Origin of the sequence: Paenibacillus sp. FSL L8-0708 (assembly GCF_038009325.1) — a bacterium.
Classification (GTDB): domain Bacteria; phylum Bacillota; class Bacilli; order Paenibacillales; family Paenibacillaceae; genus Paenibacillus_AQ; species Paenibacillus_AQ odorifer.
The window spans coordinates 4,013,009-4,029,687 of the sequence record NZ_JBBPBC010000001.1 but is presented as its reverse complement, the minus strand read 5'-3'; the positions used below and the strand labels follow the sequence as shown (position 1 = coordinate 4,029,687).

Sequence of the window (16,679 nt, the reverse complement as noted above, 5' to 3'; positions counted from 1 at the left end):
ACTCACAGCCTCCCTTAAGTTGATAACGCTTTCAAAATAATAAAACCCTCCTTTGTTCGAAGATCATAAAGAAGCAATCAGCCGTATTCTTCTGGCTAATCCCGCTCCGTCGTTTTTATCATAGCATGTCACATAACTGTGAAATTTCTTTGATTTCAAGAATTTCTTATAAGATTTTAAGCAAGAAGAAACGACATTGTCTTCCTTTAAAAAGAGACCTACATCATAACTGGCTGCTCAACTGCAGTCAGTATGATATAGGTCTTTCAATTGGAGAAAACCTTATGATTAATTATAATGGCGGCTGCACCAATAACAACTTCCCAAGCTGGATCACCGTTTGATCATACCAATCTGGATGCTGCCGAACATGCTCAATACTTCGTTCATTGCCGCATGCCTCAAATACAGCCGCTTTGTCTGTCTTTTCGGTATCGACTTCGAAGCGCACCGTATGTTTCCCATTTGGGAGCTCCGGCAAGAATACATACTGATTACGATTATGATCGTTGTGTAGTGTGAATCGATCGACAATAAAGGGTTCCCCACCATCCACCGACACCTTCAATCTGCCAGAATCAGGCCCCCCGATATCGAATAACCCGATATGGGTTCCCTCGAACTGCACCGTAATAGCCTCTCCAGGATCGACTGCTCGCCACAGGCCGGGGAACAACCAATTGTACTCGCGTACTAAAGCACAATCATCGGGAGTCATGTAAGACCATCCTGCGGAAAAATCGGTAAGACTATCCAATGGCAGCATGCTCGCATATTCCCAAGGATTAGCCGGGACCAACGGATTCTGAGGTAAGTGATGTACTGACCTTCCTGGATGATCCTGAAGTTCTCTAATTTTCTCAAATGACCGGGTGATCGTATCCGTGTAAATCTGATGTCCTTCGGGAATAGTCGGATGGATCGAATCATGTGTAAAAACAACGGCTCCGGAAATGGACACGTCTTCCCTTGAGGTGAAAACGAGTTTTCCCTCCGACACCAAGTGACTGACCGCTACGCCCAGATGAATCGAAGGAATACCGTAATAGTCGGCCACTTCCTCTTGCATTAGAGCCCCCTTCTGGTATTCTCCAGACTGAAATAAGGCCACATCCCGCTCCTTCAGCGTATAAACGAACAGGATATCAGTAAACCGGCTCCGCTTGCGGATCTGACGGACAATCCCTTCGATCCGCGCCTTGGATTCGGGATCTCCGCCATCATTACCGACAAATTCAACAAATACTAGATCAGGCCGATGACGCAGTACATCTGTCTCCAAACGGGCACAGCCCAAATCCGATCCTGTCCCATCAATGCCTGCATTCACAGAGCGGATATCCGCCTTAGGATATTGCTTACGAAGCCAATCCGCCGTCATAACCCTGTAGCCTTCAGAACGTGTATTACTGCCGCCGAAATAGACGATTGTTACGGTATCCCCATTTTCCAATTTTTGAATTATATTGGGGAGCCCTTTACGAGGGAATAATTCCTTCATCGTGACTTCACCTGTCCTCATTTATCGATTTTAGGAGCAAACAATTTCACAGCAAACACTTCAAAATAAGGCGAACCATAAGTTGCGCCGAAATTAATCCGGATTCGGGTTACACCGTTCGCATCTATCTTATGTTTATTCAACGTGAGATAATTTCCACGAGTTATGATTGTCCTCTCGGTTCCGTCTTCTAAGGTCAAGGTCATATCATAATCTTGGATAAGGGACTCAATCGGGTCGTTGAAATGCTCCAAATCCAGCTGCGAATTAAAAACAAGATGGATTTCGTCCAGATTTTTGGGGCTTGCAAAACAGAATTCCAACCATTCCTGTCCTTCCGAATGTTCAGAAATCCAGCCATTCGGTTGGCCATAAGGTCTGGAGTAGCCATTGACAACATTCTCAGGACTATACATATTCTGAGCTGGCACCAGGTCCTTAAAGCAAATGCTCTTATTGAATTTCTTCAGCCTGGACGGCTCTTCCGGCCTATAGTGGAAGCTGACCGCTCCTGTCAATTTCTCTTCATTACCGTATATGGCAAGGCTCGCCGTGCCCTCCAATATGATGTAGATTTTGTCGTCAGCCGGTTTCTTGCAGTCCAAGTCTAGCGTAATCCATTCGTCATGACCGGCTGTAATAACCAAGTGGTAGTCTCTCAACTCGCTGGTTGGAATGTAGTTTTCCTTCCGTTCCCCGCCAAAAAGCTTCACATGTAGAGTTTCCGAATGCTTGGAGCTATTTTTAATTTTGAACCGTACGCTTTCAGCCACGGATGTCTGAATCGGCAAGACCAAACATAACCCTTTCTCCAAGGAAATCTCTTCGGTTGGATGAAGATTGTCATAGCTGCGCTGAGACGAGGCACGAATAGTTAATCCGTCAGCGAAGTAAGAATCCAATTCCTCTTGAAGGCCTACAATGGTTTGTCCGTCTCGAAGCAATAACGCCTGCAGCTCCCCCATATGAGCTTCGACTATAGCAGCAGGGTCTACCTCGTATTTCGAGCACAACGAAGCAGCTGTTCCAACCGCCTGCCCCATACAACCGCAGGTTGCCATAACCCTTGTAGATCCGAAAGCCACATGGGTAGCACTTATATTGCGACCAGCGAACATGAGATTAGGAATATTTCGTGAATATAAACTGCGGAAAGGGATATTGTACAATCCAGGCACGAAATTCCAAGCTGTGGCCGGCCCCTCATCGTAGATGCCCTTATTAGCATGTAGATCCATGTACCATCCACCGACCGATACAGCATCTTCGAAATGCGGCTTTGCTGTGAGATCGTTCTGAGACAACATGTGATCCCCAATAAACCGCCTCGACTCCCGCTTTCCCGGGATCGGGCATACATAATCCAAAATGAGATTGTCTACATCATCAAATTCACCGCTATTTTTGAGATAATCCCAAATCCCGTATACCAATTTCCGCAGCTCTAACGCGATGTCTTCATTATTTTTGATAATATCCATATGTCCGCCGTATTCCAGCCACCACAATCCGCCAAGCCCGTTGATTTTTCTTGGAAAAGCCCGATGATTTAAGCCTTTTCTGATACTATCGAAAAAGGTCAACTTCGTAATATCATACGCAAAGCCAGGTCTTTTGTATGGAACGGAATATCCTACGTCACGGGCTTGAAACAGGATCGTATCGCCCATGGTGTAATGGTCCGCCACTTCAGGAGCCAATTCTTCCTTGTATTCATGTTTCGCTTCTCTCCCCCATCGGAAGAGAGCACCTGCCTGATATCCGACAACTCCATCTCCGGAGCAATCGATATAGGTTCGGCTTTCAAAACGAAATTTCCTTTCGGAAGCCAATTGAAGACCATCCACCCATTTAATTCTGCCGTTCTCCATGCCCGTCTCATGCACGCATGTATTCAGAAATAGAGAAATGTTAGGCTCAGCATAGACCATATCCAACAAGACCGTATCCGAAAGCGAAAGCATCAGCTTCTTGTTGTATAACGGATTATAGTGGAAAATCTTCAACTTGAGTTCTTCCACCAACCCTCCTTCACGTGCATAATAGGATGGACTGTTTCCGAGATAAGCCGACCCGTTGATATGAACCCTGACCTCGCTGCTCGCATTTCCCCCAAGAACCGGTCGATCATTAATAAGTGACACTTGCAGCCCTTGGCGTGCGGCAGCAATGGCAGCGCATATCCCAGCAATACCTCCGCCGACGACGGTTACATCTGCTTTAATAAGCTCCATTTTGATAACCTCCATGATTAGATCCTTCTATCATGGTAATCCTTTTGCTCCCTTTTTTTTTACATGATTTCGCGAAAAAATCACACATTTTTTGCAACCTTAATTGGATTCATACCGTGTCATTTTTATCCGATATTGCTTAGGAGTATCACCCGTATATTCTTTAAATAATTTACAAAAATAACCTTCATTCACAATTCCTACTTCTTCGCACAATTCCAATATAGAATAATCCTGAACATTTAACAGCTCGAGAGCTAACTGGATTTTTTTACGATTGATGTAGCTGATAACGCCTTCGTTCATTGTTTTTTTGAATAAGCTGCTAAAATACGATGGAGCTAAATTCACTTCCTCGGCAATCGCCTCGAGCGTTAATCGCTGTTTCAGGTTTTTCTCTATAAACCGCATAGCACTCATGATTTCTATACGATGTAAAAGTTGGCCGGCGTGTACATATTCGAAGGTAAAGTCGCCAATATAGGCAAGCTGCTCCCGAAAAGCTAAAAATTCTATGGGAAACTCTGCTACTTCCGCGGCCAACTTGTTCCCCGATTTAAACTTCACAATAATGTCTCTGTACAAATCTCTTAACATAGGCGCCATGATGGACTTATGGATTTTATGGTCCGTAACAAATTGGTTCAGATCAGCAAATGCTTTCTCCAGCTCTTCCTTGGAAACCTTTCTTTTCACCCCAGCAAGAAAATCAGCCAATTTCTGCTGAAATTCTTCTTTTCTGTCATTATGGTAATGGAACCGATGCATGGGTGTTTTTACTACTTTCTCTGTATGATAATAGAAATCATCACTCACATTTTGTGCTTCCGTGTAAGCTTGTTTGATGGATTCCCAGCCTCGGTGTGGACCTCCAAAAGCGACGGATACCCTTTGATTCAAATATTGATGCAAATGGGAGACGATCTGCCCCCCCAATGTCTGGCAATCATATTCCGTTTCCAGATCACTACGATTATTTTCCCAGGATAGAAAGCCAATAAACCGATTATCGGATAGATCCGCAGCTACACCACTGCCACCATTCATCACCGTTTCTTCGATTATATTTGTAATCGCATACCTCAATATGTTCTGATCAGACGCTGAATAATCATTTCGGAAACTTTCATACATATTCATCTCGACAATGAAGCAGCGATAGTTGGCTTGAAAGAAATGAAACTGCATACGATTGGCAAAATCTGATGCCCGATGAGAAGGGATTTCGCCTCTGATAAGCTCGTTAAAAAATTGCTTGCGGACTCGATATTTATTTTCAAGCACGGATACGTTTAAAGATTGAAATTCCGCTTCTTTTTTCTTAACTTCATTTAAAATCCCGGCTGCCTTATCTAAAGCTCGATCCAAATCCGCATCTCTGAGCGGAACCTTAACAATGTATTCCAATACGTTGGCTTGAATAGCTCTCTGGGCGTATTCAAAGGATGAATAAGCGGTCAAAAGAATGAATTGGGTATGGGGAAGCTTTGGCTTTAGCTGCTCAATCATGGAAATCCCATCCATTCGCGGCATGACGATATCAGATATTACGATATCCGGCTTAAGCTTTACGATCTCCTCTATCCCCTTCAGCCCATTATTCGCTTTTCCCACTAAATGAAATCGCTTATCCCTAAGGGAGCGCTCGTGAAAAAACAATTCCAATCTCTGAATGATTAGATCTTCATCGTCAACAATGAAGCAGGTGTAGTCTCTCATCATCATGCATCTCCTTTAAACAAGCCTGCTGGGAATAAGGCGCGAACCCGGGTTATTTCCTTAGGTATGCTTATGATTTGGAGCCCGAACTGTTCTCCGTAGTGAAGTCTGATTCGGTCATGAATATTGTTTAACCCGATTCTTTTCCTTTTCAATTCCACATCCCCCGGTTCTGAAATTAAAATATGCTTTATTTTATCAGTTGGAATTCCCTCGCCCTGATCAACTACTTCTATGATGACGTTGCCACCCTCCCTGTACGCATGAATAGTAATAGGGCCTTCGATCCCCCCTCCGTTATAACCATGGAAGATACTATTCTCCACAAGGGGCTGCAACAGCATTCGAAAAACCGGAAAATCTATTAGCCCTGCTTCGATATTTTCGATTAATTGGAAGTTTCGGTTATAGCGGATGTTCTGGATCGCGATATAGTCTGATACATTCTGCAATTCCTGACGCAGTGATACCTTCTCCGAAGCGTCAGCTATCCCATATTCCAATATTGAAATGAGAGACTCGATCACCACATCTACTTTCTCTATTTGTCCGAGTCGTATGACATTACTGATAGAACCAAGCGTGTTATACAGAAAATGAGGGTTTATTTGAGACTGCAGCACTTGAATTTCCAGCTTTCGTTCAAGTTCGTTATGAAGCTCTGCTCCCCGAATCAGTTCCACAATTTGCTGCAGCATACGATCGAATGCTCGGGAGAGATCTCCAAACTCATCATTTCGGTTAATCGATATTGTAGTTGTGAGGGAGCCTTGCTCCACCCGCTTCATTTTTGTTTTGAGTGCATAGAGCGGGTTCCTTATATATTTGGCAATAAAGAAGGAAACGAACAGACTTAAGAGAAAACCAGCAGCTAGAAGCTCGATATAATAGGTTTCCAATCTGGATAAAGCAGCTTTCAAGCGTGATTCATCGTTGATTGAGATGATGGTCCAGTTGAATTTTTCAGTCGGTTTTTTTAGAAGGGAAACTTGAATCCCCTCCTTGGTGTGCAGTTGAAGGTTTGTTTCTGTAGTATCCAGAATTTCTTCTGCTGACGTTTCACCGATTGAAAAAGTATGATCTTGAACATTCAGGGGGCCTTTATTTTCCGAAAATCCGGCAATGATTTTTCCCGATGCGGTGATTAGAGCCAAATTCATTTGTTCTTTTTTATTAATCTTGAACAAGGTATCTTCAATGGCATTTAGATCTAAATCTACTGCAATGGCCATAGGAAACGGAGCACTGTTCAGATATCGGACCATCGTAACTGTCCAGCCGGAATATTTAGATTTGTAAGGATCACTGACAAATGTAATCCTTCTATTCTTGTCAGCTGCATCAAACAATGGTTCTCTTTCAGCTAAAGGTTCATCAAATATTCGGGTAGGTGTACTTCCGCCTAGAATAGATAAATCGTTTTTGATCAAATAAATATTACTGACGTAATTACTGTTGAGTTCATAGAGCTCTCTTAATTGCTTTTTAATCACGTCCGGATTGTCAATGTTGGCTTTCACCGATGACTCGACCGAGAACAGCATCGTCTGGAAGGAGGAAAAATTAACTGTGAAATACTGATCAATCTTATCAAGTATTTGGTTGGTGTAATAAATGTCAGAGGTTCTTATTTCCTTTTGGACATAACGATAAGACAATTGGCTTATCAAGATTATGCAGCTTAATACAAATGCAAACACGATAAAAAATAGTTTTAAAGGCAAGCTGATTCTTCTTCGCATCGATCATCTTCCTTTTAAATCTGTAATAAACAAATAATAGCATATGATAAGAAGAAACGCCTTCGGCGTCCTTTTTAAGGACGATAAGCGTTTCTTCGAAAAATAGAAGGATAAAGTATAAAGTAAAACTTACACTTTCTTATATTTCAATAAAGAGAGGGGCTAATTATAGCCGCTCTCTTCGTTTGATTTACTTGATTAAGCCTGCTTCTTTAAATTGCTTGATTACTGAGTCTTTATACTTCTGCATGTCAAACTTAGTTTCCAATGTATTGAGGAAATTGTCCCAGTTCGAAAGAGGTTCTTTGCCAGTCATAAATTTGACCAAGCTTTCATTAATGTAGCGTTGGCGGTCAGCAGCCAATGAATCGTTCGGGTCTTCAGTCAATAAATTCCCGGGCAACGTAGCCGCCACGTATTTCTGATTGTTTTCAAAAGCTTCTGCCGTCTTCGGATTCTGGAAGCTGAAGTACTCAGCATCATCACCACGACGCGGCATTCTATAATGATCGACCCATAAGTACTTTTCTTTCATTTCCTTTGATAATTCGGAGGTTTTATTTTTGATCTTGCCGTCTACCAAATCCCAATGAATCCCTTTAATTCCGTATGCAAAATTTGGATATGCTTCTTTGTCCGTAAAGAGATAATTCAGCATGGACAAGATCCGAATGATTTTGTCCTTATCCGCTTTCTTGGATATGGCCCATGAATTGCCTTGGAACGATTTTCTCTCTACAATTTGATCACCATAAGGACCTGTCATTGGAGGAATGACGATCCATTCCGGCACCTCTCCACTGATTTCTTTCATTTTTTGCTGATAATCTGGTTCCAGCCTGCGGGCATCTCTTATCATAAAGCCAACTTTACCCTTAAATAACTTTTGGTCCAATAAATCGGGAGTATTCATCGTCACCCAGTCTGGATCTACAACTTTAGCTTCCATCATTTTATTGATATAAGCGAGCGCTTCTTTCATTTTTGGGTCGGTAAACAGGAACACCGGTTCATTGTCTTTCACATCAATGGCTGAGGGAGGATTGACTCCAAACATCCACATCAAACTATCGAAGCCATAGGTTTGCAGATTGCCTTCTTTATTCATACCGCCTATGAATCCGTACGTATCATTTTTGCCATTGCCGTCCGGGTCTTTCTCTGTAAAGGCTTTCATAACTTCAAATAGCTCGTCAGGTGTTGTTGGCACTTCCATATTCAGCTTTTTCAGCCAATCATTACGGATAAAGAAGCTTCGACTAATACCGTTTACGTTATCATAACCTGGAACCCCAATGGTTTTTCCCTGATAGGACATCGCCTCCCAGGAGTCGTTGCTAAAACGTTTCTGCAGTTCAGGGAATTGATCCAGATACGGTGTCAAATCCGCAAGAACGCCTTGGTCATAATATTGCGCGAGATCAGCCCGGCTCTTTAAAAAGATCAAATCTGGAATATCTCCGCCAGCAATGAGCGTATTTAATTTAGTCGTTGCTTGCCCTGATTGAGGAATCATCATTTCCAAGTCGATATTTACTGCTTTCTCCAACATTTGGCGTTGGATATCTTCTTCACGGGGAGGAATCGGAGCAGCAGCATTGAAAGTTCCTTGGTTAAACATCGAAATTTTCAATTTGGTTTCAAAGGGACTAGACTGGCCTTGTGAATTACCCGAAGCTGTCGATGTAACCTCTTTTTGTTCCCCACAGCCTGACAATACTGTTCCCACACCGACCATTGCTGTCAGAATAGCAAATGTAATCGCTTTACGTTGCATAATGACCTCTCCTTTGCTTCTATATTATCACGGTTTCCCCGTAACAACTCAGGTTGGAATATCTTTTTAACCTTTAACCGATCCCAAGAGCACACCTTTGGTAAAATGCTTTTGCATAAATGGGTAAACGATCAAAATCGGAACTGTAGTCACGACAACTGCTGCCATTTGTATAGCGAACGTACTAACAGCTCCGGTATTGGCAAGCGAATCAGCACTTTGTGTTGCGACGTTAAGCAGGATGTTGCGCAAGATCACTTGGAGCGGCATTAAGTTGGAATCATTGATATAAACAATAGCATCGAAGTAACTATTCCAATGCCCGACTGCGTAAAATAATGAAATTGTGGAAAGGACGGGCAAGGACAGAGGTAAAATGATCCGCCATAACGACTGAAGTTCACTTGCACCGTCTACCCTCGCTGATTCCTCGATTTCAGCGGGCAATTGCTCGAAAAAGCCTTTAATGATCACCAGATTAAATGCACTAATGAGATTTGGAATGATCAATACCCACGGACTGTTTAGCAATCCCAGAGAGCGGACTAGTAAATAAGTCGGAATTAATCCTCCCCCAAACATCATGGTAAAGACAATGAATAGTAAAAATGGGCTGCGACCCGGCAAATATTTTTTGGATAACGGATATGCCGCGATTACCGTAAAGAACACATTAAGAGCAGTGCCCACAATCGTTCGAAACAATGTAATTTTATACGCCTGCCCAATACCATGAGAAATAAATACTTCTTTATAGGCTAGAAAGGTAAAGGTTTCTGGTATAATAACAATTCCTCTTCTTAGCACTTCCGATTCTGGTGTTACTGAAACAGCAACCACATATAGAAAGGGGAGTAAGCAAAGTAGAGCTAGCAAAATAAGAATAAAATAAACGAATGCTTGCCAGACCTTTTCTCCGATTGTCAAATTGATCATTTTGATAACCACCTCACCAAATTTGCCCATCGAATTTTTTGGCGAGCTTATTCGCTGCCAACACTAAAACAAATCCGATGACCGCTTTAAATAATCCCACAGCAGTAGCCAAGCCAATCTTAAGTCGCTCGAGCCCTTCACGGTATACCCATGTGTCGATAATGTCGATCTTCTCCTGATTAAAGCTGTTGGCAAACATGAATATTTGGTCAAAACCAGCATCCAGAATATGGCTTAATTTAAGGATCAGCATCAGAATCATCACGCCTCGAATGCCGGGAAGTGTTACATGCCATAGCTGTCTCCACTTGGAAGCGCCATCAATTCTAGCCGCTTCATATAAGCTTGGATCGATTCCTGCTAATGCTGCAAGGTACAATATCGCTCCCCATCCAATATCCTTCCATATTTCAGATAAGATGATCAGCAGTCTGCCCCAGGCAGGTTCCGTTAGGAATGAGATGGGTTCAACTCCAGTTTCCTTCAATATCATGTTAAAAAGACCATCCCCTGGGGCTAATAATGCCACCATCATTCCATAAACAATGACCCATGATAGAAAGTGGGGTAAATAAGTGATCGTTTGAACGATTTTCTTAAACCATTGGGTATAAACTTCATTGAGCAGCAAAGCAAGTATGATAGGAGCTGAGAAACCGAACAACAGCTTATACAGGGATATGATAATCGTATTTCTCATGATGTCCCAGAAATAAACGCCGTTCATAAAATCTGTAAAATTTCTAAATCCCACCCATGGGCTATCCCATAGTCCCAAAGCTAGGTTATAGTTTTTAAAGGCAATAATGATTCCCGCCATAGGAAAGTATTTGAATACGGCAAAGTAAACTAATGCCGGGAACAAGAGAGCGTACATCACTTTATACTTTTTTATCGTCCTTATCCATGAGTTCCGCTTTTTGGGGAGGGGAATGGCGTCCGCTGCCAATTTTGCTTGCATATCATCACCTCGTCTTTATTTGTATTTGTATAATAGCATCCCCCTATTGGATAAATTTCTGTAATTTCAAGAATTTCTTATAAGATATTAAGTAAGTACAGCCTTGGATAATTCCAATACAATAGGCATGATTGTCTTGCATTAAAGCTCGTACAATAACTCTGACTCGAAAGTTTGGGTATAGACTAAATACAATCCTGAGTTCCCAAATAAAAAAAGCCCCTAAAAAAATTGGGCTTAATTAATGGTCAGTTTCTATATAATGCATCCACGTATTTTATTTTCCATTACTAAAATAATTACCACATCATCAACCGTCGCTGCATGCTCTTCCATTAGATGAATGGGATAAATCAATAATGCTTATGACTGAGTCAAAATTCCTTTAACAAACAATGAGACACTATGCTTGTAGAACTCTTCCTCGGTGACGAGTTGGGATTGATATTGCCGGTGAATCAGCTCACTCATCTGAAATCCGTAGCACATCGAGAGAAAAGACATTGCGACAAGACGCTCATCCTGTCTGGCGATAACTTTTTTCTTCTGCAAGCGTTCAAAATATTCAACCAGCAAGGAGTGAAGCTTTGCCGGCGGATCGGCGAGCATTCTGTCTAATTCGGGAAGCATTCCTTTGTCGCGGATGCCAATCAAAATGATGTCCGCATTTTTATGGAAAAACAAACGGTACTGCTGACTTACATTCAGCAGATCGACTTCCGGATTATCGGTCGCTTCCTCTTTTAACAGCTTCTCAAATTGCGGAATATCCGAATGTCTTTCAATGATGGCTTCCAATATGCCTTGCTTGCTTCCAAATTGCCGAAAAATCGTAGATTCATTGACTTTAGCTTCCGTTGCAATGGCTTTGGTGCTTACTCCCCTATAGCCATTCTTTTTGATGAGTTGTGTCGCGGCTTCAATGATTCTGTCTGAAGTTTGCATTGTAGTTCTCCTTTTGCATATGTTAATCCTATTCTACTACAAGTTCTGCATATGCAGCAGGGTCGGGGTTCATCATTTTGATAAACGTTTTTTAAGGCAAATCGCTTCTTTTTTCCCAGCGGCTTGGTTCCGTAATCTTGACATGATCAGGCACCAATTGCGTGAGCGTGCCTAATTTATCAAATGTAATCTGGATTCGGTCAGAGGGCAACAGCCATTCTTCGGTCTCGATTGCGCAGCAATCCGGTATCGTCCCCATTCCTATAATCGTGCCCGGGAGCGGCGTGAAAACTTTGAGAACCTCCTCCATCACTTTTGCAGGGTGTGCAGAATACTCGGATGTGCTCCCCTTCCAGTGCAGTCTCTCCCCGATGCATACATTCACATCCAGTACCAGCGGATTGTCGATTTCATCCGGCGTAACCAGAAATGGCCCTATGCCTTTGCTGCGATCAAAATCTTTGCAGCGCGTCGGTCCGGTCAGCCCCTGGAAATCCGGCCATTGCACATCACGGACAGTACTGTCATTAAAAATAACATAACCTGCAATGCAGTTCTCCATCCCTGTAACAAAGGCCAGCTCCGGCTCAATATCCAGGTAGGAAGAGTACGAAGGCCAATGAATTGTATCTCCATCGCCAATTAATGCATTATGGTTACATTTGTAATAACTGAAAGTTACTTTATTCGGATCTTGCTGGAATTTTTCAGCGATTTTTTGTTTAAGCTCTTCTCTTTCCGGCCCTGTATATTCTCTTTGCAGCAGATTTACGCCAGCATTTCTCAGATGTCTTGGCGTCAGCCCGAAATCGATAAGCGCAGCCGGATTTGGAACTGGCGGCAGCAGTTTTACCGCTACAATCGGGCAGATTTCATTTTCATTAAATTGATGCGACTGTTCGACAGCGTATTGCATCAATTCCTTAGCGGCATCATAACTTGCCGGCAAATAATGAAGATAGCTGTCCATACTTTCAAGACTGTCAACGAATGTTCCCTGCTTTTTCATGATTGCGGCAAAAGACACGACAAATTTCTCGTTAATTACAAGCCCAAACAAAGGTTCCTGGGATATTTTGGTTTGAAAGGTTACTAGCTTCATATTGCAGCGCCTCCATACATGTAGTGTGATGTTGTTCTGTTACTATCATATCGTACAGCATAAATGCATGCAAGTACATGCTTGCATTTATGTTTTCCACTCTCTATAATAAAGGCATGCTTTACCCCAAAAACATATACGTAAAGGAGAATTTTTATGAAGTATGGACGTATTATCCAAAAACCTCGCGTTAAATTTATTGAAGTCGCAGATGGCGTCTTTGCCGGTATTTCGCCGTATCGCGGGATCAGTTGGGCCAATGCCGGGTTCATCAACAAGGGTGAAGGGCTGGTGTATGACACGTTCTTCGATTTGTTCCATGCGCGGGAAATGCGGGAGGCTTTTATGGAAGTAAGCAACGGCGGCTCTCCCGCATATGTGGTGAACTCGCACTATAACAGCGACCATGCCTGGGGAAACAAAGTGTTTGAAGATGCTTGTATTATTATGCACAAGGAAGCCTCCAGAGAGCGTCTCACCGAAAATATCGCTTGGATGGACAGCGTCATTAGAAGAGGAAAGAATTCTCCGGAATCGACTCCGGGCGAGCGGTTTTTTGCAGCGGAATTTGAAGGATTTGACCTGGAAGGCGTAGAATGGGTGCTCCCGAATATTGAGATAAAAGACGATATCAACATCCGTCTTGGCGATACGGAAGTTATGATTTACAACGTAGCTCCAGCCCACTCTGATAGTGACTTACTGTTGTGGATGCCAAAAGAAAAAGTGCTGTTCGCTGGCGATGTCGTGTTTAATGGTTGTACGGCATACAGCGAAGAGGGAACCCTCAATTGGGTTAAAGTGCTTGATCGCATTATTGATGAAATTAAACCCGAAATCGTTGTTCCAGGGCATGGCGCCATTTGCGGCTTGGATTTCGTAAAGGAGCAGAGAGACTACCTCTTGAACCTGATCAGCGAGTTCAACAAGCATTACAATTATGAAATCGATTCCTTGTCTCTGACCAAGCAAATGGATATTTCCCGCTTCCTTCATTGGATTCAGCCAGAACGCTTGTATGTTACAGTGGATATCCTATTGAAAAGCAAACGAGGGTTACCACCCCTTCCAGTTTGGAACGAGGTGCCTGCTAAGCTGGAAGACATGAAAGCTTTTTTGGCTGGAAAATATGACAATCAGATCAAGCCATGGGACCCTATGAGTGTTTGGCAAGAATAGCAATTTACAGCTAACCTATGAAAAACAAAAAAACGGCCCTGTCGCAAATGATGCGAACAGCGGCCGTTCTTTTGCATTGTTCCATGGAATTAAAATCGGTGCTTAGAAACGATTATGATAAAAAATGAAGAAGGACTATGGTTTACTAGAGGGGAATCCCCCCAATTGGATGGGAGGAGATTCCCGTTGTTGTTGTATTTATTATTCCAAATAGCCTTCGGCAAGTTTCATTAGGGTTTCTTTGCTTACTTTATTTAGGTCACCCCGTAAAGTATAGGCGTATTTCACCTTTTTGTCTGGGCTCTCGTATACCCATTTCAGCTCGTGCGTCTGCGAAGGAGCAAATTCTGTATGCAGCATTTCTACTCCCTTCACTTGAACCTTCTCCTGCTTAAATTCAACCTTCTCGTCAATATACATTGTAGGATCGCTCTTTCCACTCAGATTAGTGATATCAACCCCGATTTTATCTTCGCCATTTTGATACGTAGCAAAGAGAAGGAAAAACTGATCTGTCATTTCAACCGGCATCATGGCATATCCCTGATTGGATTCTTCCGCCTGCCTTCTCAGCTTTTCTGCCATTTTCTTTTTTTCTTCCGAAGAAGGAGGATTCACTTCCTGAGCATTTTTAAAGATTACGTCCGCCTTTTGGAATGTATAATTTCCATTGATGTTGTCTGCGATCTTAATGGATTTATCCGTAATCTTATCGCGCAATTGAGATGGATCATGGAAGATCGTCAACTTTGTTCCAAGATCTGTTTGATGATTCGGGTTATTGGCAACCATATAGAACAGCCCAGCTTCCCCGTTCTTAAGCACCTTTTCCATCAGTTCAAAAAATGCCTTGAACCGCGCTGCCTCATCTTTCGATTCTGTTTTTTCGTAATCTTTCGTCGATTTCGTTTCATATACGACTTTGCCATCCTTATTGGTCAAAGAATGATATTGAACTGCCGCATAACCCGTGGATGCCATTAACATCATCCCTACACACGCAGTCAGAACAACTTTATATTTCATAAAAAACCTCTCCTTTTCTTTTGACTTAGCATGTATTATTCTCATTACTTTTCCTGTCAAGTCGGCGTCGGGAATGCGCGCGTCATCAAACAGTTTTTTCAAATCCCGATCCCTGTCCATATTCATACACTCCCACTCCCTTCACTTGAGCGTAATACTTTCGAAATTTTGCAGATGTACGTTCGTACCTTTTACGAAGGCTGGCGCTGTTTTTACCGAGAATCAATCCAATCTCCTGATAGCTTTTATCCTCGACACAACGTAAGATTAACAAATTACGCTCTTCCGCCGATAATTTTGCCATGGCCTGATGTACGGATTCATCAAAATAGTTGGCTTCAATATGCAAATCGACTTCATTATTTTCTTTCTCATCTTGGTAAAAGAAAGGCAAATATTTCACCAACTTTCGCTTACGGAGGATGTCGATACATTGATGGTAGGCAATCTTGTATACCCAGGCGCCAAAATCCATCTGATATTGGGTATATTTTTTCAAGGTGCGGAAGGTCTTCAAAAATACCTCCTGTGCGTTTTCCTCGGCTTCGGCATAATTGCCCAGCATGTGATAACAGTAGAGAAAAATCGGCTTTTGATAAATCTCCATGATTTTCTCGAATTGTTCTGTGTTCCCATCCAACACATCTGCAATGATCTGATTTAACTCCGTATCATTCAAGCTGTCTCCCCCCTTTCACTCTATACAACGAAGAGCTCAACCTAAAATGTGACTGCAATAAAAATCATTACAATCTAAATCGAGCTTCGCAAGGAGCTTGTACGATCCTTTTCCGTAAACCACCTATCAGATTAGTGCAGTCCGCTTGATTTAATAATTACGTTTCCCTTGTACAGTCTATCTTTTTTTAACGCTCTATCTGTCTATTTCACTTCTATATATTTTTACATATATTAACATTGTGTTTAAATCTATTGAATGGAGTGATATAAATGAGTCTTTATGTACAAAATAATACCTCTAACTATATTTGGCTTGCTATTGCTCACTATGATCCGACTTGTAGCCCTACCACTTATGTTAAAAAGGGTTGGTACCGATTAGTCCCAGGCAGAAGTTCACTTATAGTAACTGGATCATCCGCAAATCAAAGTTACTATTATTACGCGTATGACAATTCCGGAAATACGTGGAGCGGTAATTTCTACACGTATATTCCTAATGCAGTCTTCAACATGTGTTGGATAGAAAGATGCCAGGGCACAGGCTGTAACAGGGTAGGTTTCCGTGAACTCAAAGTTGGGAATTCTCAGAATTATACTTTAACTTTTACGAATAGAACCAATAATTCATCAAAATTAAGAAATGCTATATTGTCAAAAAAAGGATCTCTGAAATTCAAATTGGATAGATCGAGCATAAGAAAGTTACCCGGTAAGGTGGGTAAAATCGGTAGGGTTATTAGACCTTTGCGAGGCTTATAGAATAGGTTACTTTGAAAACAAGGCGAGGGTATAGTTTTTAGAATTTATCAGAAGCAACCTGTAGAACTGTTTCCTGCGGGTTACTTCTGATTTTTTTAAGTGAGATAGTTTCAG

14 protein-coding genes are annotated in these 16,679 nt (G+C 42.2%); 3 read left to right on the top strand and 11 right to left on the bottom strand.

Translation table 11 applies throughout. The annotated features are described in order from the left end of the window. Positions 1-292: 292 nt before the first annotated feature. The 9 genes from NYE58_RS19035 to NYE58_RS18995 all read right to left on the bottom strand — a co-directional run bounded on the left by NYE58_RS19035 (position 293) and on the right by NYE58_RS18995 (position 12,917). Positions 293-1,501, bottom strand: coding sequence for a GDSL-type esterase/lipase family protein (locus NYE58_RS19035; protein WP_339810210.1), 1,209 nt, complete (start codon positions 1,499-1,501; stop codon positions 293-295). Between the two features lie 17 nt (positions 1,502-1,518). Beyond that, positions 1,519-3,750: an FAD-dependent oxidoreductase gene (locus tag NYE58_RS19030; protein ID WP_341002680.1), complete on the bottom strand. Its 2,232-nt coding sequence runs from the start codon at positions 3,748-3,750 to the stop codon at positions 1,519-1,521. Between the two features lie 84 nt (positions 3,751-3,834). Next, the gene (locus NYE58_RS19025; RefSeq protein WP_341002678.1) at positions 3,835-5,454 is read right to left on the bottom strand and encodes a response regulator; all 1,620 of its coding nucleotides are present in this window, start codon (positions 5,452-5,454) and stop codon (positions 3,835-3,837) included. Positions 5,455-5,456: 2 nt separating this feature from the next. Then, complete coding sequence (locus NYE58_RS19020; protein WP_076217656.1) at positions 5,457-7,196, bottom strand: sensor histidine kinase; 1,740 nt, start codon at positions 7,194-7,196, stop codon at positions 5,457-5,459. A gap of 190 nt (positions 7,197-7,386) precedes the next feature. Beyond that, positions 7,387-8,973 (bottom strand): extracellular solute-binding protein, encoded by a 1,587-nt coding sequence (locus tag NYE58_RS19015; RefSeq protein ID WP_036677074.1) that lies wholly within the window; start codon positions 8,971-8,973, stop codon positions 7,387-7,389. 66 nt (positions 8,974-9,039) lie between these two features. Further along, positions 9,040-9,909, bottom strand: a complete 870-nt coding sequence (locus NYE58_RS19010) for a carbohydrate ABC transporter permease (RefSeq protein WP_036677077.1) — start codon at positions 9,907-9,909, stop codon at positions 9,040-9,042. A 13-nt stretch (positions 9,910-9,922) separates the two neighbouring features. Beyond that, a complete protein-coding gene (locus NYE58_RS19005; RefSeq protein ID WP_341002675.1) occupies positions 9,923-10,870 on the bottom strand; it encodes an ABC transporter permease in 948 nt (315 codons plus the stop codon). 363 nt (positions 10,871-11,233) lie between these two features. After that, complete coding sequence (locus NYE58_RS19000; protein WP_076277366.1) at positions 11,234-11,815, bottom strand: TetR/AcrR family transcriptional regulator; 582 nt, start codon at positions 11,813-11,815, stop codon at positions 11,234-11,236. 91 nt (positions 11,816-11,906) lie between these two features. Then, positions 11,907-12,917: a fumarylacetoacetate hydrolase family protein gene (locus NYE58_RS18995; RefSeq protein ID WP_076126539.1), complete on the bottom strand. Its 1,011-nt coding sequence runs from the start codon at positions 12,915-12,917 to the stop codon at positions 11,907-11,909. A 156-nt stretch (positions 12,918-13,073) separates the two neighbouring features. Here NYE58_RS18995 and NYE58_RS18990 point away from each other — a divergent pair, with 156 nt between their 5' ends. Both NYE58_RS18990 and NYE58_RS18985 read left to right on the top strand, forming a co-directional pair. Further along, positions 13,074-14,096 (top strand): MBL fold metallo-hydrolase, encoded by a 1,023-nt coding sequence (locus tag NYE58_RS18990; protein WP_341002671.1) that lies wholly within the window; start codon positions 13,074-13,076, stop codon positions 14,094-14,096. Then, positions 14,080-14,202: a hypothetical protein gene (locus tag NYE58_RS18985; protein WP_341002668.1), complete on the top strand. Its 123-nt coding sequence runs from the start codon at positions 14,080-14,082 to the stop codon at positions 14,200-14,202. The genes NYE58_RS18990 and NYE58_RS18985 overlap by 17 nt, the downstream gene beginning before the upstream one ends. Before the next feature lie 95 nt (positions 14,203-14,297). Here the strand turns inward: NYE58_RS18985 and NYE58_RS18980 are convergent, their stop codons facing one another. Both NYE58_RS18980 and NYE58_RS18975 read right to left on the bottom strand, forming a co-directional pair. Continuing rightward, positions 14,298-15,122, bottom strand: coding sequence for a hypothetical protein (locus tag NYE58_RS18980; protein WP_076277363.1), 825 nt, complete (start codon positions 15,120-15,122; stop codon positions 14,298-14,300). Positions 15,123-15,207: 85 nt separating this feature from the next. Continuing rightward, positions 15,208-15,801, bottom strand: a complete 594-nt coding sequence (locus NYE58_RS18975) for an RNA polymerase sigma factor (protein ID WP_076277362.1) — start codon at positions 15,799-15,801, stop codon at positions 15,208-15,210. 272 nt (positions 15,802-16,073) lie between these two features. On the opposite strand from NYE58_RS18975, the gene NYE58_RS18970 reads away from it, so the two are divergent. Further along, on the top strand, positions 16,074-16,565 hold the full coding sequence (locus tag NYE58_RS18970) for a DUF1036 domain-containing protein (protein ID WP_076277361.1): 492 nt from the start codon (positions 16,074-16,076) through the stop codon (positions 16,563-16,565). Positions 16,566-16,679 lie beyond the last annotated feature (114 nt).